Here is a 24,736-nt window from a genome sequence, read left to right as displayed (position 1 = left end):
CCGCAGGCCTTAACAATGACCGGGGCAAAGCCGCACGCAGGAGTTGGCACCGGGATTGGGTTGGAGTAGAAGCGCCCCACATCAGGACCGGGGCTAAGTCCCCCTCCTGCTTCACCTTCTTGACGCCGGCCCGGCGTGGTTTCTCTCCAAGCTGGCCAATTCGGAACCTGACGGTTTAATTCACCTCGGAAACCCTCCATGCCGATTACCGATCTGGTCGCACCCGAGGCGATTCTCCCGGCATTGAAGGTCAACAGCAAGAAGCAGGCCTTGCAGGAGCTCGCTGCCAAGGCTGCCGAGCTGACCGGGCAGAACGAGCGCGCCGTGTTCGAGGTGCTGCTGCAGCGGGAGAAGCTCGGCACCACCGCGGTCGGCTATGGCGTCGCCATTCCCCACGGCAAGCTGCCCAAGCTGGAAAAGATCTTCGGCCTGTTCGCGCGCCTCGATCGCCCGATCGATTTCGAGTCGATGGACGGCCAGCCGGTCGATCTCGTCTTCCTGCTGCTCGCCCCCGAAGGCGCCGGCGCCGATCATCTCAAGGCGCTCGCCCGTATCGCCCGCCTCTTGCGCGACCAGGACATCGCCAAGAAGCTGCGCGCCTCGCGCGATGCCCAGGCGATCTACTCCGTGCTCGCGCTGCCGCCGGCGACGGCGGCCTAAGGCCGCCCGATCTGCTTTCTTGAGTGCGTTTAGAGGGTGCGCGACAGATAGCGTACCGTTTTGCTGCCCTTGTGGATGCTTGCGCGGCCGACCTCGGCAAATCCCAATGCAGCGTGAAAGGCATCCGACGCCGGATTCGGAGGCTGCTGGTTAACTTCGCAGACAATGCGATCGTACCCGGCCTCGGCCGCGCGATCGAACAGATCGGCATAAAGCCGGCGCGCGCATCCCATGCCTCGAGCGGAAGCTGCGACCACGATCCGGTCGACATAGACAAAGCGCGCGTAGCGGGATCGAAACCACAGGAAGTTCGGGCTGTCGTATTGTCCGTCTTGGTCCAATGCGATCATGAAAGCATCGAGATTGCCGATCCTGCGGGCGTAGAAGGCTTGCGCGACGAGGTCTTGCAGCCGCTCGCGTTCGAGCCATGACAACTCCTCTGCGTGGCTGTTGTTGAGCGCAAGCAGGGCGTCACAAAGCGGTGTGCCGGACGAAATCTCGAATTTGGTAACCGGGACGGGGGCGATCATGTTCATGGCGACGATCTACCAGCCGCGAGATGCAAAGCAAAACCGGCACAGGTTTGCTTGCCCGAACCTGTGGCGGCGCCTGCGGCGTAACCCTCACCCGTTCGAACCGAAGCCGCGCCGTCTGCGACTTATTTCGCAGCCGGGCACTGTGATATTTCGTCACCATATCCACCGGCGACCGGCACGGCTTCGGCGCAGGAGTTTTGAGATATGGTTTGCGGTTCGATCGGCCGGGTCTTCGGTCTGCTTTGCTCGGTCACCATCGCCGCCACGGCCGTGGCCCATGCCGACGAGGCATCCAACGACCGCGTCATCGCGGAAAAGACCGAGATCATTGTAGCCGACCCGACCAATGCGGTCGCTTACGAGCTGCGTGGCGAAGCCTGGTACATGAAGCGGGACAAGGACCGCGCCTTCGAGGACTGCAGCGCTGCGATACGGATCGATCCGAATTTCGGGCGGGCCTATAACTGCCGCGGTCGCGCCTATTCTGCCAAAGGCGATCGGGATCACGCTTTGGCCGATTACAACGAGGCCATTCGCCTCGATCCCGGCTACGGACCGTCTTACACATCGCGGGCGCAGGAATATTTCAACAGGCGCGACTTCGATCTCGCGATCGCCGGGTTCACCGAGGCGATCGAACGCAATCCCAAACAAGCCTATTTTGCGACTGTCATGAGAGGGGAGGCGTATGCGGCGAAGGGCGACACCGATCACGCCGTCGCCGATTACACCGAGGCCATGCAGCGGAATCCCGCGGCCGCGTGGCCCTACGAGCTGCGAAGCGCCGTCCATTTCGACAAAGGCGAGATCGACGAGGCTCTCGACGACTGCAACAGCGCGGTCCGTCTGGAGCCCGGGAGTGCCGGCGGCCATTATTGCCGGGCCGTCGTCCTCCTGAAAAAGGACGACCCCGATGGGGCCATCCGGGAGTTTGACGAAGTCACACGGATCGCTCCGGCTTTCGTGAAGGCCTATCTGGCGCGCGCCGTCGCCTGGCACAAGAAGGGCGACGACAAACATGCCATCGCCGATTTCGACGAAGCGATCAGGCTTCAGCCCGGCAATTCGACGGCCTACAACAATCGCGCCGCTGCGTTTCGCGACATGGGACAGCATGATCGCGCGCTCGCCGACTACAACGAGGCAATCCGGCTCGATCCCGGCAATCAGGTCGCTTTGGTCAATCGCGGCATCCTCTACATGAAGATGTCCGACGCCAAACATGCGCGCGCGGATTTCAACAGCGTGCTCGCGCTGCCGCCGACCGACAAATGGGCCACCGACACGGCGCGCGAAGGGCTTGGCTTTCTGAAATGACGCGTGGGTAGGGCAGTAGCCTCACACTCCGTCATTGCGAGAGTGCAGGCGATCTGTCGCCCAAATAGAAACGGGCACGCCTTCGTGCGAAGGCATGCCCGCTGAAATCCTATTCGTGCGACGCGCGTGCGCTCAGTGCACGCTGACGGCTTGCAGCTCGTTGCTCCAGGCGTTGGCGACCGCGGCTTCGCGGCTGTCGGTCAGCATGATTGGCGTGCCATCGGCGGCGTGGAGCGCGAAGAGCTTCAGGCCGGGCGCAATCTTCGGAGCCTCGGGGAACAGCCCAGGCACGTCCTCGGAGCGGATCTGCTTCACATAGGCGATATGGCCTTCGCCGAGGGTTGCCAGCGTCTCCGGAGAGACGTTCTTGGCTTCGTATTCGAACGCAACGTGACCTTCACTCATGGTCTCGACTCCTTCACAGAAACTAAGCGGTCGAGTCCGCTACTCGTTCCATTATTCGTGCTCATTGATAGCGATTGTCTTAACGATCCTCTCCGGTTCAGGCCGGGCCAGGTCGATCGACAACAACCCGTTCTTCAGATCCGCACCCAGCACCAGCATCCCCTCCGCCAGCACGAAGGTGCGCTGGAAGTGACGCGCGGCGATGCCGCGATGGATGTATTGCCGGGTCTTGTCGTCCTGCTGCCGCCCGCGGATCACGAGCTGGTTTTCCTCAATGGTTACATCGAGTTGGTCGCGCGTGAATCCGGCGACCGCCAGCGTGATGCGCAAACGCTCGGGCTGGCCGTCCGACCGGTCGCACCTCTCGATATTGTAGGGAGGGTAACCGTCGGCGCCTTTGACGACCCGATCGAGCACGCGCTCGATCTCGTCGAAGCCCAGAAGGAACGGACTGGAAAGCGTGGGAACACGAGACATAGTTTACAAAGTCCTCTCGAAGCGACTTTGGCATTTCAGGGCCCGGAAGCGGCGCCCCTTGGTCAGCAATATGGGCATATCCCCGTGGTGGTTCAAGGACGTAGCGCTGGGCTGTGGATTCATTGCTTCCAGCGGCGCCTGGCCCAACATCGCATAGATGCTCCAGGATCATCGTAGCCGGGAGCAGCCCCGGGTCATGACGAATCTGACCGACGATTTATCCCAATGAAAACAGGCCCCTTCTACTGTGCATGGGGTTGTTTTCGCGGTTTTTGATCGAGCGGCCCCGCGGAACCGCTCAGGCCTCCAGCCGCGTCCGCCCGTCGTCGCTGAAAAGGTGCAGCTTCGGCCGTATCGCGGCGACCCGGATTCTTGCCCCGATCGCTGGTGCCTCGGTGCCGGGGATGCGGACGATGACCTCGCCGGGCGGCAGCTCGCCGGGCGTGGCGGCGACCCGCTGGTCTTCCTGCTCGCGGGAACCGTAGACGAAGGTCTCGGCGCCGACGCGCTCGATCGCTTCCACGGTGAGCGGCAGGGCGACGCCGCCGGCCGGGGTCTGGTCGGTGATGACGAAATCCTCCGGGCGGATGCCGAGGACGCCGGCCTCAGTCGCACTGCCACCGAGCTGCGATTTGATCTCGTCGGAGCGCGTCGACATCAGATTCATCGGCGGTGCCCCGATGAACGAGGCGACGAAGGTCGTGGCCGGCTTCTCGTAGATCGCCAGGGGATTGCCGACCTGCTCGACCTGTCCGCCGTTCATCACGACGAGAACGTCGGCGAGCGTCATCGCCTCGAGCTGGTCGTGGGTGACGTAGATCGAGGTCGTGTTGAGCCGGCGCTGCAATTTGCGGATCTCGACGCGCATCGCGATGCGCAGCTTGGCATCGAGGTTCGAGAGCGGCTCGTCGAACAAAAACACCTTCGGCTGGCGCACGATGGCGCGACCCATCGCGACGCGCTGGCGCTGGCCGCCGGAGAGCTGGCGCGGCTTGCGCTCCAGCATCGAGGTGAGCTCGAGCACGCGCGCGGCTTCCTCGACGCGGGTCTTGATCTCGGCTTCCGCCATGCCGCGGTTGCGCAGGCCGTAAGCCATGTTGTTGTAGACGCTCATATGCGGATAGAGCGCGTAGTTCTGGAACACCATCGCGATGTCGCGATCGGCGGGCTCGATCTGGTTGACGACGCGGCCGCCGATGTCGATCTCGCCGCCGGTGACGGTCTCGAGCCCCGCAACCATGCGCAGCAGCGTGGACTTGCCGCAGCCGGAGGGGCCGACCAGCACGCAGAACTGCCCGTCGGCGACATCGACGTTGACGCCTTTGATGGCCTCGAAGCCGCCGGTGTAGGTCTTGCGGACATTGCGCAGGGTGACGTTAGCCATGAAAACTCACTTCCAAGAACCTACTTTTCCGTCTCGACCAGGCCGCGCACGAACAGTCTCTGCATGGCGACGACGACGAACACCGGCGGCAGCATGGCCAGCACGGCGGTCGCCATCACGATCGGCCATTCGGTCAGCGCGTCGGTGGTGGTGATCATCTTGCGGATGCCGACCTGGATGGTCTGCATGTCGTCGCGGGTGGTGATGAGCAGCGGCCAGAGATATTGATTCCAGCCGAGGATGAACAGGATCACGAACAGCGCCGCCATGTTGGTGCGCGACAGCGGCAACAGCGTGTCCCAGAAGAAGCGCAAGGGACCGGCGCCGTCGATGCGCGAGGCCTCCAGCAATTCGTCCGGCACGGTCATGAAGAACTGCCGGAACAGCAGCGTCGCGGTGGCCGATGCGATCAGCGGCAGCGACAGGCCGGCATAGCTGTCGAGCATGTGCAAATCGGCAACGATCTTGTAGGTCGGATAGATGCGCACCTCGACCGGCAGCATCAGGGTGATGAAGATGATCCAGAAGATCGGCATCCGGAACGGAAAGCGGAAATACACGATCGCATAGGCCGAGATGATCGAGATCGCGATCTTGCCGATCGCGATCGCCAGCGCCATCACCAGCGAATTGAGCATCATGTTGCCGACGGGCTCGCGGGTCGAGCCGCTCGTGCCGACGAAGATGGTCTGGTAGTAGACCTCGAAGAAGTGCCCGCCCGGCAGCAGCGACATCTGCCCGTTCGCGATCAGTGCGTTGTCCTGGGTCGAGGCGACGATCGCGATGTAGACCGGGAATGCGACGATCGCGATCCCGATCCAGAGAATGAAATGGGCGACGTAGCGCCTGATGCCCTCGTCCTCGACCATCAGTAGGTCACCTTGCGTTCGACGAAGCGGAACTGGATTCCCGTCAGCACGATGACCATGACCATCAGGATCACCGATTGCGCCGCCGAGCTGCCGAGATTGCCGCCGAGCAGGCCGTCGGAATAGACCTTGTAGACCAGCGTGACCGTCGATGTTCCGGGCCCGCCGCGGGTCATGGTGTCGATGATGCCGAAGGTGTCGAAGAAGGCGTAGACGATGTTGACGACCAGCAGGAAGAAGATCGTGGGCGACAGCAGCGGGAAGGTCACGGTCCAGAACCGCCGCATCGGCCGCGCGCCGTCGATCGCGGCGGCCTCGAACACGCTTTTCGGGATGGCTTGCAGGCCGGCGAGGAAGAACAGGAAATTATAGGAGATCTGCTTCCACGCGGCGGCGAGGATGATCAGCGCTGCGGCCTGGTTGCCGTCGAGCAGCGGATTCCAGTCGACGCCCAGGCCGCGCAGATAGCGCGAGAGCACGCCAAGCGAGGGATGCAGCATGAAGATCCAGAGCACGCCGACCACGGGCGGCGCGACCGCATAGGGCCAGATCAGGAGCGTGCGGTAGAGCATCGAGCCGCGCAGCGGCTTGTCGGCCATCACGGCGAGCAGCAGCGCGAACGACAGCGACGACACGGCGATCGCGAACGAGAAGAAGAACGTCCGGACGATCGCCTCGAAATAGGCGGGATCCCTGAACAGCTCGATGTAATTGTCGAACCAGACAAAGGTGCTCGACAGGCCAAAGGCATCCTGGAGCAGGAAGGACTGGATCACCGCCTGCAGGGCCGGCCAGTAGAAGAAAATCAGGACGATCGCGAGCTGCGGCGCAACCAGCGCGTAAGGCAATAGCTTTGATTGGAAAATGGCTTGCTTTTGCATGATGTCAGCAGAAGCGGCAGGCCGGGTCGCGGCCTGCCGCTTCGATGCCTCACTTCACAGCGGTCTTTTCGAACTGCCGCAGCATCGTGTTGCCGCGTTCGACAGCGGCGTCGAGCGCCTGCTTGGCGGTCTTCTTGCCGGCCAGCGCCTGCTCGATCTCTTCCGACCAGACGTCACGCAGCTGCACCATGTTGCCGAGGCGCAGACCGCGCGAGTTCTCGGTCGGCTCCTTGTTGGTCAGCTCGAGCAGCGGGGTCTCGAGATAGGGCTGGTCCTTGTAGAAGCCCTCGGCCTTGGCCTTCTCATAGGCCGCCTTGGTGATCGGCAGATAGCCGGAGGCCTTGTGGATGTAGACCTGGCGATCGGTGTCGGAGAGGAACGTCAGGAATTTTGCGACGCCCTTGTATTCCTCGGCCGACTTGCCGCCCATGACCCAGAGCGAAGCGCCGCCGATGATCGAGTTCTGCGGCGCGCCCTTGACGTCGGGATAATAGGGCATCGGCACGGCGTTGAAGTTGAACTTGGCCTGTGCCTTGACGTTGCCGAAGAAGGCCGACGACGTCAGGTAGATCGCGCACTCACCCGAGGTGAAGCGGCCTTCGCCGGTGTTGGTGCGGCCGGCGTAGTCGTAGGTCTTGTCCTTCTGAAGTTCGACCAGCTTCTCGAGATGCTTGACCTGGAGCGGGCCGTTGAACTCGAGCTTGGTGTCGAAGCCGTCGAGGCCGTTCGCCTTGGTCGAGAGCGGCACGTTGTGCCAGGCGGAGAGCTGCTCGAGGTTGACCCAGGTGATCCATGAGCCGGAGAAGCCGCAGGTCGGATGACCGTTGTCGTGCAGCTTCTTGGCGACCTCGAACACTTCGGGCCAGGTCTTCGGGATCTCGGCGTTGACCTTCTTGAACTCGTCGAGGTTGACCCACATCACGGTCGAGGACGAGTTGAAGGGGAACGACAGCATCTCGCCCTTCGACGTGGAGTAGTAGCCGGTGATGGCGGGCAGATAGATCTTGGGATCGAACTTCTCGCCGGCGTCGGCCATCAGCTTGTAGACGGGCTTCACGGCGCCGGTCGCGGCCATCATGGTCGCGGTGCCGACTTCGAACACCTGCATGATGTGCGGCGCGTTGCCGGCACGGAACGCGGCGATGCCCGCGTTCATCGTGTCGGGATAGTTGCCCTTGTAGGTCGGGATGACCTTGTAGTCGCTCTGCGACGCGTTGAAGTCGGTGGCAAGCTTGACGATGACGTCGTTGTTGGCGCCGGTCATCGCGTGCCACCACTGGATTTCGGTCACGGCCAGGGCCGGCGAGGCCGACATGCCGACCGTGATTGCAAATGCGGCAGCCGCCCCAAAGTGTCGAAGTGCCATCAAGAAAACCTCCCTTGGCCGTCAATAAAGAAGCGCTTGCGCTAGCAGCGCCATATGACGTTCACATGACTGTGTAAGCGGCCGAAACGAAAGCGGCAAGCGCTGGAAAAGGGAAGCCGTCAAATAGGCGAATGCGACGCGGACAGCCTCGTCCGTTCGCGCTGCACACGCGTGGGTCGCGCCGCAGTGCGGCATTGCTCGTGTGAGGTCGACGATCAGGCCGCGGGCTCCAAAACCTCTCCCGCTTGCGGGAGAGGTCGCGCCGAAGGCGCGGGGGTGAGGGCTCTCTCCTCTGGGGGATTGTCCCATTGCGGAGACACCCTCTCCCCAACCCTCTCCCGCAGGGGGGAGAGGGAGCGCAGCATCGTTGCCCTAGCGCTTGCGCTCGGGGCCGCAGACCGTGCCCTTCTCGACCATCGCGTCGATCTCGGCCTTGGAATATCCGAACTCGCCCAGCACCTCCGCCGAGTGCTGGCTGAATTTCGGCGGCAGCCGGCGCAGGCTCGGCTTGCTGCGATCGAGCCGGATCGGCGAGGCGACGCCCTTGTACCAGTCCTTCTCGATAATATCGCCGCGGTAGATCGTGTGCGGGTTCGTCAACGCCTGGTCGATCTTCTGCACCGGGCCTGCGGGCAGGCCCGCCGCGAGCAGGCGATTGCAGAGCGGCTCGGCCTCGTGCTGGCTGAACACCGCGGCAAGCTCGGCGCGCAGCGCCTCGCGATTGGCGATGCGGTCCTTGTTGCGGGCAAAGCGCGGATCGGTGCCGAGCTCGGGCTTGCCGATCTCCTTGGCGAGCTTGCGGAAGGTGCCGTCATTGCCGACGCCGATGAAGATGTTGTCGGTCTTGGTCGGGAAGATCGCATAAGGCACGAGATTCGGATGCTCGTTGCCGGTGAGGCCCGGCGGCTTGCCATGCATGAAATAGTTCGCGGTGTGCGGATGCATGATGGCAAGGCCGGTCTCGTACAGCGTGGTCTCCAGGAACTGGCCCTTGCCCGAGCGCTGCCGCTCCGACAGCGCCATCAGGATGCCGATCGCCGCATAGAGGCCGGTCGTGATGTCGACCAGCGGCACGCCGATTCGCATCGGCCCGCTCTCGGGCGAACCGGTCGCCGCGATCATGCCGGTCATGGCCTGGATGATGGCGTCATAGCCGGGATTGCCGCCGCGCGGGCCATCGGCGCCGAAGCCGCAGATCCGGCAATGCACGAGGCGCGGGAATTTCTCGCGCAGCACCTCGTTGCCGATGCCCCATTTCTCCAGCGTGCCCGGCTTGAAATTCTCGATCAGGACGTCGGCCGTCTCCAGCATCTTGAGCAGCACGACGCGGCCGCCCTCGGAGGCGAGGTCGAGGCCGATCGAGCGCTTGTTGCGGTTGATGCCGATGAAATAGGCCGCGTCCTCGTCGTGGAAGGGAGGGCCCCAGTCGCGCACCTCGTCGCCGGCGGGCGGCTCGACCTTGATCACGTCGGCGCCATGGTCGGCGAGGATCTGGGTGCAGTAGGGGCCGCCGAGCACGCGCGTGAGATCGATGACGCGCAGTCCGCTCATTGCACCCATAACGGCTTCAGTCATGCCTTCGCTTCCCCTGTGTCGGTCGTTGGATCACAGGCCTAGCGAGGTTTATTTGCGCCAGCAATGGCGCCGGGCGTGGAGCCGTATGCGCCGCGGCGCGGCCATCCCGCGAGGTGGCAAATTCAACCGGAAGCGGCCGGCCCGAGGGGGATCCCGGGCCAGCCAATCCGCCGTTTGATCAGACGACCGTCAGGCGAACGTCGACATTGCCGCGCGTGGCATTGGAATAGGGGCACACCTGGTGCGCCTTCGCGACCAGCGCCTCGGCTTCGGCACGGGCGAGGCCCGGCAGCGAGACGGCGAGGTCGATGTCGAGGCCGAAGCCGCCTTCGGAGCGCGGGCCGATCCCGACGGTCGAGGTGACGGCGGCGTCGGCGGGAACCTTGGGGCCGCCCTGCGAGGCCACGAACTTCATCGCGCCGATGAAGCAGGCGGCGTAGCCGGCCGCAAACAGCTGCTCGGGATTGTTGCCGGCGCCGCCGCCGCCGCCGAGCTCCTTCGGCGTGGTGAGCTTGACGTCGAGCGCGCCGTCGAGGGTCGCAGCATGGCCGTCGCGGCCGCCGGTGGCTTTTGCACTGGTCTTGTAAAGGACGTTCACGGACATTTTCGTCTCCCTGGGTTTCGGTGGGGTGCGATGTCTATCGCAGACAATTAGATTGTGCGCAATTGAAATTGCGACGTCTCACATTTAATTGTTCACAATTGAATGTACGGCGGCGCGGCCCCACAATGCGGACAAACCTCGTGAGATTCTCCATGGCTCGGAAACTATCGGCAGCGGACGCGCCGCTGCGGCTCGACAACCAGATCTGCTTCGCGGTCTATTCGGCCGCGCACGCCTTCAATCGCGTCTACAAGCCGCTGCTCGACCGCCTCGGCCTGACCTATCCGCAATATCTGGTGATGCTGGTGCTGTGGGAGCGCGACGACGTGCCGGTCAAGGACATCGGGGAGAGGCTGTTTCTGGATTCGGGCACGCTGACGCCGCTGCTGAAGCGCCTCGAGGCCGCCCACCTCGTCAAGCGCACCCGCTCGAGCGAGGACGAGCGCCAGGTGTTGATCGCGCTGACGCCGCAGGGCCACGCGCTGAAAGACAAGGCGCGCGCCGTGCCGCAGTCGATCCTGGCGGCGTCGGACTGCTCGGTGTCGGAGCTGGTCGCGATGAAAGACGAGATCGTCGCGCTGCGCGACCGGCTCAATGCGGTGATCGGGGAGTAGTTGAGATTTAATTCAAAGCCCGCCTTCGCCCTGCGGGCTTCGGCGCGGCAGCCTTCGCTTCGCGAAGGCTGGTGGAGCCAGGCGGGATCGAACCGCCGACCTCTTGCATGCCATGCAAGCGCTCTCCCAGCTGAGCTATGGCCCCTTAAGTCTTCCAGTGGGGAGGATCCTGGGGGATCCGTCCCGGCCGGCGAGCCCTAGGCGACTCGCGCGGTGCACCCTTTTTCACAGATCAGGGCTGATCTCAAGTCTCTTCATCGCCCCCGACATCACCAATGATGTCGGTAACGTCCTCATCGCCCTCTTCTTCGTCGGCGATGAAGGTCGAATCATCGTCATCGTCGTCGTCGAGGGTCTCGTCGACCTCGATATCGTCCTCCGATTCGGGCACGACGGCCTTGACCTTGCCGGTGTTCTCCTCGGCATCGGCCTCCTCGAGGGAGACCAATTCCTCGGCCTCCGCCGGCTCCGGCGTGGTGTCCGCGGCCGCTGCGTGGCGAGCTTCGGCGCCGCGAGTCGTGCGCGCAGGCGCCACGGGCGCGATCGGGACCACTTCGCCGGTATAGGGCGAGATCACCGGATTCTTGTTGAGGTCATAGAACTTCTTGCCCGTGGTCGGGCAAATACGTTTGGTTCCGAGTTCGGACTTGGCCACGGCAGAGGAATCCTGGGAATGTCTGAAAAGCGGTGTTTCACTTGGCTAGTTGGCGGCCCGCTGTCAATAGCGCATTACGGGAGAAAGACATGCCGGTGACGGGGCGCGGACCATGTGGTACCTGCGCCCCAGCTCTCCGGAGCACATCCAAGGACACAATCTTGACCCATTCCGACCAACCGAGGCCGCTTCAGTCGCGCGCAAACGGTCCCCTGACCGGGAAAGTACGGGTGCCCGGGGACAAGTCGATCTCCCACCGCGCCCTCATCCTGGGCGCGCTCGCGGTCGGCGAGACCCGGATTTCGGGCCTGCTGGAGGGCGAGGACGTCCTCAACACCGCCAAATCCATGCAGGCGCTGGGTGCCAGCGTCGAGCGCACCGGCGATTTCGCCTGGAAGGTGCAGGGCGTGGGCGTCGCAGGCTTCGCCCAGCCCAAGGCGGCGCTGGATTTCGGCAATTCCGGCACCGGCTGCCGGCTGGTCATGGGCGCCGTCGCCGGCTGCCCGATCTCGGCGGTTTTCGACGGCGATGCCTCGCTGCGCAGCCGTCCCATGCGCCGGATCCTGGACCCGCTCGAGAAGATGGGCGCCAGGGTCGTCTCCGGCGGCGAGGGCGGCCGCCTGCCGCTGACCCTCCAGGGCGCGCGCGATCCGCTGCCGATCACCTACAAGACTCCGGTCGCCTCGGCTCAGATCAAATCCGCCGTGCTGCTCGCGGGCCTCGCCGCCCCGGGCACCACCACGGTCATCGAGAGCGAGGCCAGTCGCGACCACACCGAGCTGATGCTGAAGCACTTCGGCGCCGACATCACCTCCACCAAGGAGGGCCAGCACGGCCGCCGCATCACCCTCGTGGGCCAGCCCGAGCTGCATGGCGCCAACGTCGTGGTGCCCGCCGATCCCTCCTCGGCGGCCTTCCCGGTCGTTGCGGCGCTGATCGCCGAGGGCTCCGATGTCGTGCTGTCGGATGTCATGACCAATCCGCTGCGCACCGGCCTGTTCACCACGCTGCGCGAAATGGGCGCTTCGATCGAGGAGAGCGAAGTGCGCGGCGATGCCGGCGAGCCGATGGCGCAGCTGCGCGTGCGCGCGTCGAAGCTGCGCGGCGTCGAGGTGCCGCCGGAGCGCGCGCCGTCGATGATCGACGAATATCTCGTGCTGGCGGTGGCGGCCTCCTTCGCCGAAGGCACGACCATCATGCGCGGCCTGCAGGAGCTGCGCGTCAAGGAATCCGATCGCCTGGAGGCCACCGCCGAGATGCTGCGCGTCAACGGCGTCAAGGTCGAGGTCTCCGGCGACGATCTGATCGTCCAGGGCCGCGGTCACGTTCCGGGTGGTGGCACCGTCGCCACCCACATGGACCATCGCATCGCGATGTCCGCGCTGGTGATGGGCTGCGCCTCCGACCAGCCCGTGACCGTCGACGACACCGCCTTCATCGCCACCAGTTTCCCGGATTTCATTCCGATGATGCGTTCGCTTGGGGCCGAGTTTTCATGATTATCGCCATCGACGGGCCCGCGGCCTCGGGCAAGGGGACGCTCGGCAAGCGTCTCGCTCATCATTACGGTTATCGTCATCTTGATACCGGCGTGATCTATCGCGCGGTCGCCTATGCCCTGATGCAATCGGGCCATGATCTCCGCGACGAGGCGGCCGCGGTTGCGGCGGCGCTGGAATTGGATCCGGAAAAGTTCGGCGATCCCGCCCTGAAGACCCAGAAGGTCGGAGAGGGCGCCTCGATCGTCTCGGCGATCCCAAGGGTTCGCGAGGCGCTGGTCAATTTCCAGCGGCAATTCGCCGCCGATCCGCCGGGGGCGGTGCTGGACGGCCGGGACATTGGAACCGTGATCTGCCCCCATGCCGACGTGAAGATCTTTGTCGTGGCGGACCCCAAGGTCCGCGCCCGCCGCCGCACCATGGAGGCCAAGGCGCGGGGCGAGGCGGCGGACGAGGCGGCCGTGCTCGCCGACATCATCCAGCGCGACGAACGCGACAAGAACCGGCCGATTGCGCCGCTGAAACCCGCACCCGATGCTTACTTGCTAGATAACTCCCAACTGGATATAGAAGGCGGCGTCCGGGCCGCCATCGACATTATCGAGGCCGTCCGAGCGGGCCGGTCGCGGGGTTAAGCCGCAGCCGTCATTGGAGGAAGCGCCCGCTCCCGCTCTTTGAGGTCGATACCCCGGTCCGCCTGTTTCGGGACCGGTGCGATCGAGGCTCCGGACGAAGATTTCCACGTATCGAACGCGCGGGCCTCAGCCGGCCCGCTTCCGCCGTTCCGGTGCCAGCCGGGGCAGCAAGCGGTCGCTCGAAGGTCTTGCGGACCTTCCGACACTGCGCGTGCGATGCGCCCATGAACCCAACGGCCGGCAAGACATCCGCAACTGGAGAACAAATGGCTTCGACTTCTGCTGATACCTATAGCCCCTCGCGTGACGATTTCGCCGCGATGCTCGACGAGTCCTTCGCAGGTGGCAACCTGCAGGAAAGCTCCGTCGTCAAGGGCAAGGTGGTTGCAATTGAAAAGGACATGGCCGTCATCGACGTCGGCCTGAAGACCGAGGGCCGCGTCGCCCTGCGCGAATTTTCCGGCCCCGGCCGTGACAGCGAGATCAAGGTCGGCGACGAGGTGGAAGTGTTCCTCGATCGCATCGAGAACGCCCTCGGCGAAGCCGTGCTGTCGCGCGACAAGGCGCGCCGCGAAGAGAGCTGGGGCAAGCTCGAGAAGGCGTTCCAGAACAACGAGAAGGTCAACGGCGTCATCTTCAACCAGGTCAAGGGCGGCTTCACCGTCGACCTCGACGGTGCCGTGGCCTTCCTGCCGCGCTCGCAGGTCGACATCCGTCCGATCCGCGACGTTGCGCCGCTGATGAACAACTCGCAGCCGTTCCAGATCCTCAAGATGGACCGCCGCCGCGGCAACATCGTCGTCTCCCGCCGCACGGTGCTGGAAGAGACCCGCGCCGAGCAGCGCCAGGAGCTGGTGCAGAACCTCGAAGAGGGTCAGGTCATCGACGGCGTGGTCAAGAACATCACCGACTACGGTGCGTTCGTTGATCTCGGCGGCATCGACGGCCTGCTGCACGTCACCGACATCGCGTGGCGCCGCGTCAACCACCCGACCGAGGTGCTCTCGATCGGCCAGACCGTGAAGGTCAAGATCATCAAGATCAACCACGAGACGCACCGCATCTCGCTGGGCATGAAGCAGCTGCTGGACGATCCGTGGCAGGGCATCGAAGCCAAGTACCCGCTGGGTGCCCGCTTCACCGGCCGCGTCACCAACATCACCGACTACGGTGCGTTCGTCGAGCTCGAGCCGGGCATCGAAGGCCTGATCCACGTCTCCGAGATGTCGTGGACCAAGAAGAACATGCACCCCGGCAAGATCGTCTCGACCTCGCAGGAAGTCGAAGTGCAGGTGCTCGAAGTCGATTCCGTCAAGCGCCGCATCTCGCTCGGCCTCAAGCAGACCATGCGCAACCCCTGGGAGGTCTTCGTCGAAGGTCACCCGACCGGTTCGGTGGTCGAGGGCGAGGTCAAGAACAAGACCGAGTTCGGTCTGTTCCTGGGTCTCGAGGGCGACGTCGACGGCATGGTCCACCTCTCCGACCTCGACTGGAAGCTTCCGGGCGAGCAGGTGATCGACAACTACAAGAAGGGCGACATGGTGAAGGCCGTGGTGCTCGATGTGGACGTCGAGAAGGAGCGTATCTCGCTCGGCATCAAGCAGCTCGAAGGCGACCCCTTCGCCGAGCCGGGCGATGTCAAGAAGGGCGCGGTCGTGACCTGCGAAGTGCTCGAAGTGAAGGAGAGCGGTATCGAGGTGAAGATCGCCGGTACCGACTTCACCACCTTCATCAAGCGCTCGGAGCTCGCGCGTGACCGCAACGACCAGCGCGCCGAACGCTTTGCCGTCGGCGAGAAGGTCGATGCCCGCGTGATCCAGTTCGACAAGAAGGCCCGCAAGGTCCAGGTGTCGATCAAGGCGCTCGAAGTCGCCGAAGAGAAGGAAGCCATCGCGCAGTACGGCTCCTCCGATTCGGGTGCGACGCTCGGCGACATCCTCGGCACCGCGCTCAAGAACCGCGACAGCAAGTAAGCGAAACGTTCGTTTCGCTGACATCAAAGCCCCGGCGCGAGCCGGGGCTTTTTTGTTGCTCCATACTCAACTGTCGTCCCGGACAAGCGCGCTCAAAGCGCGCGTAGATCCGGGACGCATCACCACAGGGAGCGGTCTGGCGCGAGCTGGTAACTCCAAGTCTTCGCCAAACTCAATTCTGTGGGTATGGATCCCGGGTCAGCGCTCCGCGTCGCGGCGCTTGTCCGGGATGACGAGAAGCCTGTGACGGGGGCTCGGCCCGACCAGCACCAGCCTTGTTTTCTTCAAATTGCGCCGCAATTGATGTATCCAGATAAGCCGTTGGTCACGCCGTGACGGCACAACGCGCCTGGTCTTTCATTTGGAGATATTCCGATGTCGCTCGATTCGGACATCATCGTCGATCGTCGCAGGATCCGCCGCAAGCTGACGTTCTGGCGCGTCATGGCCGCGCTGATCGCGATCGCGGCGATTGCGGGCTTCGCGCTGATCGCGACGCCCGGTGCGCGCGGCACGTTCGCAGCCGCCGGCTCGATTGCGCGGGTCCAGATCGACGGCCTGATCCGCAGCGATTCCGATCGCACGCAGGCGCTGGAGCGGCTGGAGAATTCGCAGGCTGCCGCCGTCATCGTTCACATCAACTCACCGGGCGGCACCACCGCAGGCTCCGAGCAGCTCTACGACTCGCTGGTCCGGCTCAAGGCGAAGAAGCCGCTCGTCGTCGTGGTCGAGGGTCTTGCCGCCTCCGGCGGCTACATCACGGCGATCGCGAGCGACCACATCATCGCGCAGCAGAGCTCGCTGGTCGGCTCGATCGGTGTGCTGTTCCAGTACCCCAATGTCACCGAGCTCCTGAAGACCATCGGCGTCAAGGTCGAGGAGGTAAAATCCTCGCCGCTGAAGGCCGCGCCCAACGGTTTTGAGCCGACCAGTCCCGAGGCGCGGGCCGCGCTCGACGCGCTGGTGAAGGACTCCTACGCCTGGTTCAAGGGACTGGTGAAGGAACGGCGTGGCATGGACGACACGCAGCTCGAGAAAGTGGCCGACGGCCGCGTCTTCACCGGACGCCAGGCGATCGATCTCAAGCTGATCGACCAGATCGGCGACGAGAAGACGGCGGTGACCTGGCTGGTCGAGCAGAAGGGCGTCAAGAAGGGGCTTTCGGTGCGCGACTACAAGCTTCAGTCGCGCTTCGGCGATCTGCCGTTCCTCAAGACGGCCGCTGCCGTGACGCTGGAAGCGCTGGGTTTAGGCTCGATTGCGCATCAAATCGGGCAAACCGGCGTCGCGCAGGCCGTCGACCGGTTCGGAATGGATGGAATGCTGGCCTTGTGGCAGCCGGCTGCGTCAAACTGACTGGGACAGGCGAGCGCCTAAGGGTTTTCTCGTCTGGCGAGTGTCGGGGCAGCCTGCTTTTTTGGCATTTGTCACGCATTTTCACGACGCTCAACCTTGATTTAGCGTCTTGACAGATCACGGTATTTTCACGGAAATGGTCATCCGCACGCTTCCGGGTCCTATCTCTCGATGATCAAATCCGAACTTGTTCAGCGTATCGCCGAGCACAACCCGCATCTGTACCAGCGGGATGTCGAGAACATTGTGAATGCGATTCTCGAAGAGATCGTAGCGGCTCTCGCACGCGGTGATCGCGTCGAGTTGCGCGGCTTCGGTGCCTTCTCGGTCAAGCATCGCCCTGCACGCGCCGGGCGTAATCCGCGCACCGGCGCCCATGTACCCGTCGATCAGAAGAGCGTTCCGTTCTTCAAGACCGGCAAGGAAATGCGCGAGCGGCTGAACCGCGACCATCCGGATCCCGGCGCGGCAGACTGAGGCCGGCGTCAGGGTTTCCCGCGGTCGCTCAAGATGCGGCCGGAAGCTTGATTCAAGGCGAGCGAAGCGAGATGCGAAAGTTCCTGACCGCGCTGATCGTGATTCCGCTGGGTCTGATCCTGGTGGTGTTCGCCGTCTCCAACCGGCATTTCGTCACGGTCTCCTTCGATCCCTTTGTCTCCGACGACCCGTCATTGTCGGTCACGCTGCCGCTGTTCCTGCTGCTGATCCTGGTGGCGGCGCTGGGCGTCCTGGCCGGCGGCTGTGCCGTCTGGCTCGGCCAGCGGCACTGGCGCCGCGCGGCCCGTCGGCATGAGGCGGATGCGCGCAGCGCCCGGACCGAACTGGCCGGCTTGCGGGCCCAGACGGCCGCGGCGAAGCCCGATTCCCAGCGCCTCCCCGCCCCCGTCGGGGTGGGCCTTTACGGGCCCGTCGGGCGAGACAAGCAGCGCGCGACGTTGTAGAAGCGGCCGCAACCGAAAACCCTGCTTTCCGGCCGCGGAGTTGCGGCCTTTACCTGCTTTGAGACCATGTCCCTGCTCGTCAAAATCTGCGGCCTGTCCACGCGCGAGACGCTCGAAACAGCGCTCGACGCGGGCGCCGACATGGTGGGGTTCGTGTTCTTTCCGCCGTCGCCCCGGCATCTGTCGCTGGAGCTTGGCCGCGATCTCGGCCGCCAGGTGAATCGGCGCGCGCTCAAGGTTGCGCTCACGGTCGATGCCGATGACGCCACGCTCGACAACATCATGGACGCGCTGTCGCCGGACATTTTCCAGCTCCATGGCAAGGAGACCGTCGCGCGGCTGCGCGACATCAAGCAGCGGTTCGGCCGCCCCGTGATGAAGGCGGTGCCGGTCGCAACCTCAGCCGATCTTGCCGTGCTGCCCGGCTACGCCGCGGTCGCCGACCGCATCCTGTTCGATGCGCGCGCGCCGAAAGACGCGACGCGGCCCGGCGGCCTGGGCGCGCCGTTCGACTGGCACCTGCTCGAAAACCTCGATCTGAACCTGCCCTACATGGTCTCGGGCGGACTTCACGCCGACAACGTTGCGGAGGCCCTTCGCATCACCCGCGCCGGCGGCGTCGACGTGTCCTCCGGTGTCGAGAGCGCTCCCGGCGTCAAGGATCCCGAGCTGATCAAGGCCTTCATCCGCGCCGCGCGCGCCACCCAAGATGCAAGTCAAGAGTTGAGCGTCCGATGAACATCGCCAAACCAAACTCCTACCGCAGCGGGCCCGACGAGCGCGGTCATTTCGGCATCTTCGGCGGACGCTTCGTCGCCGAAACGCTGATGCCGCTGATCCTCGATCTGGAGAAGGCCTACACCGCGGCCAAGGCCGATCCGGCCTTCCAGGCCGAGATGAACGGCTATCTCAAGAACTATGTCGGCCGGCCCTCGCCGCTCTATTTCGCCGAGCGTCTCACCGAGCATCTCGGCGGCGCCAAGATCTACCTCAAGCGCGAAGAGCTCAACCACACCGGCTCGCACAAGGTGAACAACGTGCTCGGCCAGATCATGCTGGCGCGGCGCATGGGCAAGAAGCGCATCATTGCCGAGACGGGCGCCGGCCAGCACGGCGTCGCCACCGCGACGCTGTGCGCGCGCTTCGGCCTCGAATGCGTGGTCTATATGGGCGCCGTCGACGTCGAGCGGCAGCAGCCCAACGTGATACGCATGGAGATGCTGGGCGCAAAGGTGGTCCCGGTGCAGTCGGGCACGCGCACGCTGAAGGACGCCATGAACGAGGCGCTGCGCGACTGGGTCACCAACGTGCACAACACGTTCTATTGCATCGGCACGGTCGCGGGCCCGCATCCCTATCCGACGCTGGTGCGCGACTTCCAGTCGATCATCGGCAACGAGACCAAGGCGCAGATGCAGGAGGTCGAGGGCCGCCTGCCGGATTCGCTGGTCGCCTGCATCGGCGGCGGCTCGAATGCGATGGGCCTGTTCCACCCATTCCTCGACGATCCCTCCGTCGAAATTTTCGGCGTCGAAGCTGCAGGCCACGGGCTCACGCAGCTTCATGCGGCCTCGATCGCGGGCGGCCGTCCCGGCGTGCTGCACGGCAACCGCACTTATCTCCTGATGGACGCGGACGGCCAGATCCAGGACGCTCATTCGATCTCGGCCGGCCTCGACTATCCCGGCATCGGCCCCGAGCATTCCTGGCTGCACGAGATCGGCCGCGTGAATTATCTCTCCGCGACCGACGACGAGGCGCTCGCTGCGTTCCAGCTGCTGTCAAAGCTGGAAGGCATCATCCCGGCGCTCGAGCCCGCGCATGCCATCGCCAAGGTGATGGAGCTCGCGCCGAAGCGCGCAAAAGATCACCTGATGGTCGTCAATCTCTCCGGCCGCGGCGACAAGGACGTCCCGCAGGTCGGCGACATCCTGAGGGGCAAGAGCAAGTGACCACGCGTATCGACATCCGTTTTGCCGAGCTTGCGAAGCAGGGCCGCTCGGCCTTCGTGACCTTCCTGATGGCCGGCGATCCGGATCCCGCCACCTCGCTCGAGATCATCAAGGCGCTGCCGAAGTCCGGCGCCGACGTGATCGAGATCGGCATGCCCTTCACCGATCCGATGGCCGACGGTCCGTCGATCCAGGCGGCGGGCCTGCGCGCGCTCAAGGCCGGCATGACGCTGAAGAAGACGCTCGAGCTCGTGCGCGGCTTCCGCAAGGACGACAATGCGACGCCGATCGTGCTGATGGGCTATTACAACCCGATCTACATCTACGGCGTCGACAAGTTCCTTGTCGATGCCAAGACCGCCGGCGTCGACGGCCTCATCATCGTCGATCTGCCGCCGGAGGAGGACGACGAGCTCTGCCTGCCCGCGATGAAGGCCGGCCTGAACTTCATTCGCCTGGCGACGCCGACGACCGACGACAAGCGCCTGCCGGCCGTGCTCGCCAACACCTCGGGCTTCGTCTACTACGTCTCGATCACCGGCATCACCGGTGCTGCGGCGGCGGATTCCTCGGCGGTGAGCGAAGCGGTCGCCCGCATCAAGCGTCACACCAAGCTGCCGGTCTGCGTCGGCTTCGGCATCCGCACGCCGGAGACCGCGCGCGCCATCGCCTCGCATGCGAATGGCGCGGTGGTCGGCACCGCGCTGGTCGATGCGCTCAAGAACAGCCTCGATGCAGACGGCCGGGCCACCGCCAAAACCGTTAACGCCGTCGCCGAACTGACGGCATCCCTGGCCCAAGGCGTCAAAGGCGCACAACAGGCGGCGGAATAGGCCATAATTCCGCTTTTGGGGCGGACGACACGGCGGCTTGCCGGGGCAGGGTCCGGCAGCCATATATCCCTTCAGGCGATCCCCGGAGCGGGATCGCACATCGGAGCAAACCATGAACTGGCTTACCAATGTGGTCCGGCCGAAGATCCGCAACATGCTGCGGCGGGAGACGCCGGAGAATTTGTGGATCAAGTGTCCGGATTCCGGGCAGCTCGTGTTCTACAAGGACGTCGAGGCCAACCAGTTCGTCATTCCCGGCTCGAACTACCACATGCGCATGGGCGCGGTGGCGCGTCTGAAGTCGATCTTCGACAACGAGACCTGGTACGACGTCGCGCTGCCCGAGGTCACGCCGGATCCGCTCAAGTTCCGTGACGAGAAGAAATACGTCGACCGCATCAAGGATGCCCGCGCGCGAACTAACCTCAACGACGCGATCAAGGTCGGCTATGGCAAGCTCGAAGGCGCCGCCGTCGTCATCGCCGTGCAGGATTTCGACTTCATGGGCGGCTCGCTCGGCATGGCCGCGGGCGAGGCCATCGTGCGTGGGCTCGAACTCGCGGTCGAGAAGAAGTCGCCGTTCATCGTGTTCGCCGCATCAGGCGGCGCGCGCATGCAGGAAGGCATCCTGTCGCTGATGCAGATGCCGCGCACGACCGTCGCGGTTCAGATGCTGCGCGAGGCAAAACAGCCCTATATCGTCGTGCTGACCAACCCGACCACCGGCGGCGTCACCGCCTCCTACGCGATGCTGGGCGACGTGCAGATCGCCGAGCCCGGCGCGCTGATCGGCTTTGCCGGCGCGCGCGTGATCGAGCAGACCATCCGCGAGAAGCTCCCGGAAGGCTTCCAGCGCGCCGAGTACCTGAAAGAGCACGGCATGGTCGACATGGTCGTGCATCGTCACGATTTGCGCCCGACCCTGGCACGGCTCTGTCGCCTGTTGACCAAGGCACCGGCGCTGGAGACCGCGTCGAAATCGGTGCAGCCTGTCGTCAGCCCGGCGCAGATCGTATCGGCTTCCGAGACGGCGCCGGCCGCGCCGCACGCGTGAACGCGTCTCCTGACAGCGCAAAGCCGCCGCTCGACGAATTGATCGGGCGGCTGTCGGCCCTGCATCAGAAGCGCATCGATCTTGGGCTGGAGCGGATGCATCGTCTGCTCGATCGGCTCGGCCACCCCGAACGCAAGCTGCCCCCGGTGATCCACATCGCCGGCACCAATGGCAAGGGCTCGACGCTCGCTTATCTGCGCGCGACGCTGGAAGCGGCAGACCTGCGCGTCCACGCCTACACCTCGCCGTATCTGGTCCGCATCAACGAATGTTTCCGGCTTGGTCGCCTCGGTGGCGGCGTGCTGGTCGGCGACGACGAACTGCGCGCCGCGCTGGAAGAAGTCGAGCGCGTCAATGCCGGCGAGCCTGCCACCGTGTTCGAGCTGAAGACGGCCGCCGCGTTTCATCTGTTCGCGCAGAATCCGGCCGATGCGGTGCTGCTCGAGGTCGGCCTTGGCGGCCGCCTCGATTCGACCAATGTGGTCGATACGCCGGCGGCCACTGTGATCACGCCCGTGAGCATGGACCACACGGACTTCCTCGGCGATACGCTGACCTCCATCGCCGGCGAGAAGGCCGCGATCATCAAGCGCGGCGTGCCCGTGGTTTGCGCCGAGCAGTCGGGCGAGGCGATGGCCGTGATCGAGGCGCAGGCCAAGCGCATGCGCGCGCCGCTGTTTGCCGCGAACGAGAGCTGGCACGTCAATGTCGAGCATGGGCGCCTGGTTTATTCCGACGATCGCGGCCTGATGGATCTCGCCGCGCCGCGCCTGTTCGGCCGCCACCAGTTCGACAATGCCGGGCTTGCGATCGCGACTTTGCGCGCGATTTCGACATTCAAGGTCAACCAGGCGGCGTTCGAAGCCGGCATCGTCGGTGCCGAATGGCCGGCGCGGATGCAGCGCATCACCTCGGGCGAGCTGCTCTCCTGGGGACCGCAGGGCTCGGAGATCTGGCTCGACGGCGGGCACAATGCGGAAGGTGGGCGCGTTGCGGCGGCCGCGCTCGGCGATCTCGAGGAACGGGTGTCGCGGCCGCTGGTCGTGATCGCGGGCATGATGGCCAACAAGGATGCGCAGGCCTTCCTCGCCAATTTCGCCGGCCTCACCCGTCACATCATCGCGGTGCCGATTCCCGACACCGAGAATGCGATGCCGGCCGACCGCCTTGCGGACGCCGCGCGCAGCCTCGGCATGCGGGTCGAGCCCGCGCCGGGCATCGAGGCCGCGCTGCGCGCGCTGTCGAAGCTCGCCTACGAGGTGCCGCCGCGCATCCTGATCACCGGCTCGCTCTATCTCGCCGGCCACGTGCTCGGCATCAACGGCACGCCTCCTGCATGAGCTGTCTTGTCCCGGACAAGGCGCATCGCGCAAGCGATGCGCCGCAGAGCCGGGACCCAGAATGCCGCAACATGGGCCCCGGCTCTGCAGCGCACCGCTGAAGAAGCGCTGCGCTGCGTCCGGGGCAAGAGAGAATGCCAATGCGTTTTGCCGCGATTGCCGACATTCACGGAAACCATCTCGCGCTGGAGGCGGTGCTTGCCGACATCCGCGCCCAGGGCATCGCCGACCTCGTCAATCTCGGCGACATGCTGAGCGGTCCGCTCGACGCGCGCCGGACCATCGAGATCCTGATGAATCTCGACGCCGTGCATGTGCTCGGCAATCACGACCGCTACCTGCTCGACCGTCCGCCGGAGAAGATGGGCTCGTGGGATCGTCCCGCCCATGCGGCGCTGAATGCCGTGCAACTCGATTGGCTGCGGGCGCAGCCGATGACGCGCGTGTTTCGCGACCGGGTCTTCCTCTGCCATGCGACGCCCGAGAACGACGAGGTCTATTGGCTCGATACCGTGCATCCCGACGGCACGGTGGCGCTATCGCCGCTCGACCACATCGAGCAGTTCGCGCAAGGCATCACGCAGTCCCTGATCCTCTGCGCCCACACCCATCTCGCCCGCACGGTGCGGCTTCGTGACGGCCGGCTGATCGTCAATCCCGGCAGCGTCGGTAGCCCGGGCTATCGCGACAAGCATCCGTTCCCGCATGTCGTCGAGGCCGGCACGCCGCACGCGCGCTACGCGATCCTCGAACTCGTCGATGCTGCTTGGCAAGTGACCTTCCGCCATGTCGTCTATGATCACGAGGCGATGGCCGCGCTCGCACGCCGCAACAATCAGCCGGAGCTCGCGAACGCGCTCGCGACGGGATGGATCAAGTAGCGCCGCTTCGCTCCATCCGGGCGGCGGGTTTGACTCCTTGATAAGGGCGCTTGTTATAAGCGTACATATCAAAGTGGGAGCGCGCCATGGACGACGGCCATGTCTGGCGAAACGAATATACCATCGAGACGTCTGCAACCGCAGAGACGATCTGGGGCATCTTTCGCGATGTCCCCGGCTGGAAAAACTGGAATGCGGGTATCGAGCAGATCGACATCGACGGGCCATTCGCGGCCGGCACTTGGTTCACGATGAAGCCCCCCGGCGAGGAGACGCTACGCTCGCAACTGATCGAGGTTCGCGAGAACGTGTGCTTCATCGATGAAACGCGAGTCGGCGATCTCGTCATCACAGTCGCCCATCGCATCGCACCGCTTGGCGATTCTCCTGGACCGGCGCGCACGCGCATCGTTTACGCCGCGGACGCGCGAGGGCCGCAAGCGTCCGAGATCGGTCCGGCTGTCGCGTCGGACTTTCCCGATGTTCTCGCCAGTCTCGCCAAACTTGCCGAAACGAGATCGGCATGATTGCCGCCGACAAAAAACAAAACGGCCGGCGTGTTGCCGGCCGTTGCAGAATTCTCAGTTACTCGCGAGGCGGATCACACCGCCGACGTGATCCACTGCTGCAGCTTTGCCTTCGGCGCCGCGCCGACCTGGCGGGAGGCCATCTCGCCGCCCTTGAAGATCATCAGGGTCGGGATCGACATCACGCCGTACTTCGACGCGGTCTTCGGGCTCTCGTCGACATTGAGCTTCACGATCTTGACCTTGTCGCCCATCGCGCCGGCGATCTCGTCGAGGGCGGGCGCGATCATGCGGCAGGGACCGCACCATTCGGCCCAGAAATCGACGACCACAGGGCCGTTCGCCTTGAGCACTTCGGCTTCGAAATCAGTGTCAGAAACCTTGCCAACGGCCATGGGAGTA

27 protein-coding genes and 1 tRNA gene are annotated in these 24,736 nt (G+C 64.5%); 16 read left to right on the top strand and 12 right to left on the bottom strand.

What is annotated here, in order from left to right; translation table 11 throughout:
- Positions 1–198 precede the first annotated feature (198 nt).
- Positions 199–660 (top strand): PTS IIA-like nitrogen regulatory protein PtsN, encoded by a 462-nt coding sequence (ptsN, locus tag AAFG50_RS41750; protein ID WP_011083550.1) that lies wholly within the window; start codon positions 199–201, stop codon positions 658–660.
- A 29-nt stretch (positions 661–689) separates the two neighbouring features.
- On the opposite strand, the gene AAFG50_RS41745 is transcribed toward ptsN, so the two are convergent.
- Complete coding sequence (locus AAFG50_RS41745; protein ID WP_231166755.1) at positions 690–1,190, bottom strand: GNAT family N-acetyltransferase; 501 nt, start codon at positions 1,188–1,190, stop codon at positions 690–692.
- A gap of 210 nt (positions 1,191–1,400) precedes the next feature.
- On the opposite strand from AAFG50_RS41745, the gene AAFG50_RS41740 reads away from it, so the two are divergent.
- Positions 1,401–2,513 carry a tetratricopeptide repeat protein gene (locus AAFG50_RS41740; protein WP_028172486.1) on the top strand — a complete coding sequence of 371 codons (1,113 nt, stop codon included), beginning with the start codon at positions 1,401–1,403 and terminating at the stop codon, positions 2,511–2,513.
- A gap of 132 nt (positions 2,514–2,645) precedes the next feature.
- Here the strand turns inward: AAFG50_RS41740 and AAFG50_RS41735 are convergent, their stop codons facing one another.
- From AAFG50_RS41735 to AAFG50_RS41700, 8 genes are all read right to left on the bottom strand, one after another.
- A complete protein-coding gene (locus AAFG50_RS41735; RefSeq protein WP_011083553.1) occupies positions 2,646–2,918 on the bottom strand; it encodes a DUF1150 domain-containing protein in 273 nt (90 codons plus the stop codon).
- A gap of 51 nt (positions 2,919–2,969) precedes the next feature.
- Entirely contained in the window at positions 2,970–3,395 is a 426-nt protein-coding gene (locus AAFG50_RS41730; RefSeq protein ID WP_011083554.1) for an Hsp20 family protein, read from the bottom strand.
- Between the two features lie 298 nt (positions 3,396–3,693).
- On the bottom strand, positions 3,694–4,779 hold the full coding sequence (locus tag AAFG50_RS41725) for a sn-glycerol-3-phosphate import ATP-binding protein UgpC (protein WP_028172487.1): 1,086 nt from the start codon (positions 4,777–4,779) through the stop codon (positions 3,694–3,696).
- A 20-nt stretch (positions 4,780–4,799) separates the two neighbouring features.
- Positions 4,800–5,648, bottom strand: coding sequence for a sn-glycerol-3-phosphate ABC transporter permease UgpE (gene ugpE / locus AAFG50_RS41720; RefSeq protein WP_011083556.1), 849 nt, complete (start codon positions 5,646–5,648; stop codon positions 4,800–4,802).
- Positions 5,648–6,529, bottom strand: coding sequence for a sn-glycerol-3-phosphate ABC transporter permease UgpA (ugpA, locus tag AAFG50_RS41715; RefSeq protein ID WP_028172488.1), 882 nt, complete (start codon positions 6,527–6,529; stop codon positions 5,648–5,650). Before ugpA ends, ugpE begins: the two co-directional genes overlap by 1 nt.
- 49 nt (positions 6,530–6,578) lie before the next feature.
- On the bottom strand, positions 6,579–7,895 hold the full coding sequence (gene ugpB / locus AAFG50_RS41710) for a sn-glycerol-3-phosphate ABC transporter substrate-binding protein UgpB (RefSeq protein WP_011083558.1): 1,317 nt from the start codon (positions 7,893–7,895) through the stop codon (positions 6,579–6,581).
- Positions 7,896–8,267: 372 nt separating this feature from the next.
- On the bottom strand, positions 8,268–9,470 hold the full coding sequence (locus AAFG50_RS41705; RefSeq protein WP_028172489.1) for a CaiB/BaiF CoA-transferase family protein: 1,203 nt from the start codon (positions 9,468–9,470) through the stop codon (positions 8,268–8,270).
- Positions 9,471–9,648: 178 nt separating this feature from the next.
- On the bottom strand, positions 9,649–10,074 hold the full coding sequence (locus tag AAFG50_RS41700) for an organic hydroperoxide resistance protein (protein ID WP_011083560.1): 426 nt from the start codon (positions 10,072–10,074) through the stop codon (positions 9,649–9,651).
- A gap of 152 nt (positions 10,075–10,226) precedes the next feature.
- Between AAFG50_RS41700 and AAFG50_RS41695 the strand changes: the two genes are divergently transcribed.
- Positions 10,227–10,688, top strand: coding sequence for a MarR family transcriptional regulator (locus AAFG50_RS41695; RefSeq protein ID WP_028172490.1), 462 nt, complete (start codon positions 10,227–10,229; stop codon positions 10,686–10,688).
- A gap of 69 nt (positions 10,689–10,757) precedes the next feature.
- On the opposite strand, the gene AAFG50_RS41690 is transcribed toward AAFG50_RS41695, so the two are convergent.
- Positions 10,758–10,833: transfer RNA gene (locus AAFG50_RS41690), tRNA-Ala, on the bottom strand.
- Positions 10,834–10,932: 99 nt separating this feature from the next.
- Positions 10,933–11,343, bottom strand: coding sequence for a TIGR02300 family protein (locus AAFG50_RS41685; RefSeq protein WP_011083562.1), 411 nt, complete (start codon positions 11,341–11,343; stop codon positions 10,933–10,935).
- A gap of 161 nt (positions 11,344–11,504) precedes the next feature.
- Between AAFG50_RS41685 and aroA the strand changes: the two genes are divergently transcribed.
- The 13 genes from aroA to AAFG50_RS41620 all read left to right on the top strand — a co-directional run bounded on the left by aroA (position 11,505) and on the right by AAFG50_RS41620 (position 24,334).
- Positions 11,505–12,842, top strand: a complete 1,338-nt coding sequence (gene aroA, locus AAFG50_RS41680) for a 3-phosphoshikimate 1-carboxyvinyltransferase (RefSeq protein ID WP_028172491.1) — start codon at positions 11,505–11,507, stop codon at positions 12,840–12,842.
- Positions 12,839–13,477 carry a (d)CMP kinase gene (cmk, locus tag AAFG50_RS41675; RefSeq protein ID WP_028172492.1) on the top strand — a complete coding sequence of 213 codons (639 nt, stop codon included), beginning with the start codon at positions 12,839–12,841 and terminating at the stop codon, positions 13,475–13,477. Before aroA ends, cmk begins: the two co-directional genes overlap by 4 nt.
- A gap of 266 nt (positions 13,478–13,743) precedes the next feature.
- On the top strand, positions 13,744–15,450 hold the full coding sequence (gene rpsA / locus AAFG50_RS41670; RefSeq protein ID WP_027546860.1) for a 30S ribosomal protein S1: 1,707 nt from the start codon (positions 13,744–13,746) through the stop codon (positions 15,448–15,450).
- Positions 15,451–15,825: 375 nt separating this feature from the next.
- Positions 15,826–16,806: a signal peptide peptidase SppA gene (gene sppA, locus AAFG50_RS41665; RefSeq protein WP_028172493.1), complete on the top strand. Its 981-nt coding sequence runs from the start codon at positions 15,826–15,828 to the stop codon at positions 16,804–16,806.
- Positions 16,807–16,977: 171 nt separating this feature from the next.
- Positions 16,978–17,283 (top strand): integration host factor subunit beta, encoded by a 306-nt coding sequence (locus AAFG50_RS41660; RefSeq protein ID WP_008539997.1) that lies wholly within the window; start codon positions 16,978–16,980, stop codon positions 17,281–17,283.
- A gap of 71 nt (positions 17,284–17,354) precedes the next feature.
- Positions 17,355–17,747: a lipopolysaccharide assembly protein LapA domain-containing protein gene (locus AAFG50_RS41655; protein ID WP_011083567.1), complete on the top strand. Its 393-nt coding sequence runs from the start codon at positions 17,355–17,357 to the stop codon at positions 17,745–17,747.
- A 66-nt stretch (positions 17,748–17,813) separates the two neighbouring features.
- Positions 17,814–18,485 carry a phosphoribosylanthranilate isomerase gene (locus AAFG50_RS41650; protein ID WP_028172494.1) on the top strand — a complete coding sequence of 224 codons (672 nt, stop codon included), beginning with the start codon at positions 17,814–17,816 and terminating at the stop codon, positions 18,483–18,485.
- Entirely contained in the window at positions 18,482–19,699 is a 1,218-nt protein-coding gene (gene trpB, locus AAFG50_RS41645) for a tryptophan synthase subunit beta (RefSeq protein ID WP_011083569.1), read from the top strand. The genes AAFG50_RS41650 and trpB overlap by 4 nt, the downstream gene beginning before the upstream one ends.
- Positions 19,696–20,532, top strand: a complete 837-nt coding sequence (gene trpA / locus AAFG50_RS41640) for a tryptophan synthase subunit alpha (protein WP_028172495.1) — start codon at positions 19,696–19,698, stop codon at positions 20,530–20,532. Before trpB ends, trpA begins: the two co-directional genes overlap by 4 nt.
- A 112-nt stretch (positions 20,533–20,644) precedes the next feature.
- Positions 20,645–21,586 (top strand): acetyl-CoA carboxylase, carboxyltransferase subunit beta, encoded by a 942-nt coding sequence (accD, locus tag AAFG50_RS41635; protein WP_028172496.1) that lies wholly within the window; start codon positions 20,645–20,647, stop codon positions 21,584–21,586.
- On the top strand, positions 21,583–22,926 hold the full coding sequence (locus AAFG50_RS41630; RefSeq protein WP_011083572.1) for a folylpolyglutamate synthase/dihydrofolate synthase family protein: 1,344 nt from the start codon (positions 21,583–21,585) through the stop codon (positions 22,924–22,926). Before accD ends, AAFG50_RS41630 begins: the two co-directional genes overlap by 4 nt.
- Positions 22,927–23,066: 140 nt before the next feature.
- Positions 23,067–23,807, top strand: a complete 741-nt coding sequence (locus tag AAFG50_RS41625; protein WP_028172497.1) for a metallophosphoesterase family protein — start codon at positions 23,067–23,069, stop codon at positions 23,805–23,807.
- Between the two features lie 86 nt (positions 23,808–23,893).
- Positions 23,894–24,334 (top strand): SRPBCC family protein, encoded by a 441-nt coding sequence (locus AAFG50_RS41620; protein ID WP_028172498.1) that lies wholly within the window; start codon positions 23,894–23,896, stop codon positions 24,332–24,334.
- Between the two features lie 74 nt (positions 24,335–24,408).
- Here AAFG50_RS41620 and trxA read toward each other — a convergent pair whose 3' ends face one another.
- The gene (gene trxA, locus AAFG50_RS41615; protein WP_007598398.1) at positions 24,409–24,729 is read right to left on the bottom strand and encodes a thioredoxin; all 321 of its coding nucleotides are present in this window, start codon (positions 24,727–24,729) and stop codon (positions 24,409–24,411) included.
- Between the last annotated feature and the right edge of the window lie 7 nt (positions 24,730–24,736).

Origin of the sequence: Bradyrhizobium sp. B039 (assembly GCF_038965675.1) — a bacterium.
GTDB lineage: Bacteria > Pseudomonadota > Alphaproteobacteria > Rhizobiales > Xanthobacteraceae > Bradyrhizobium > Bradyrhizobium diazoefficiens.
Note: the sequence above shows the minus strand (reverse complement) of the source record. Positions and strands in the feature narration are given on the sequence as shown.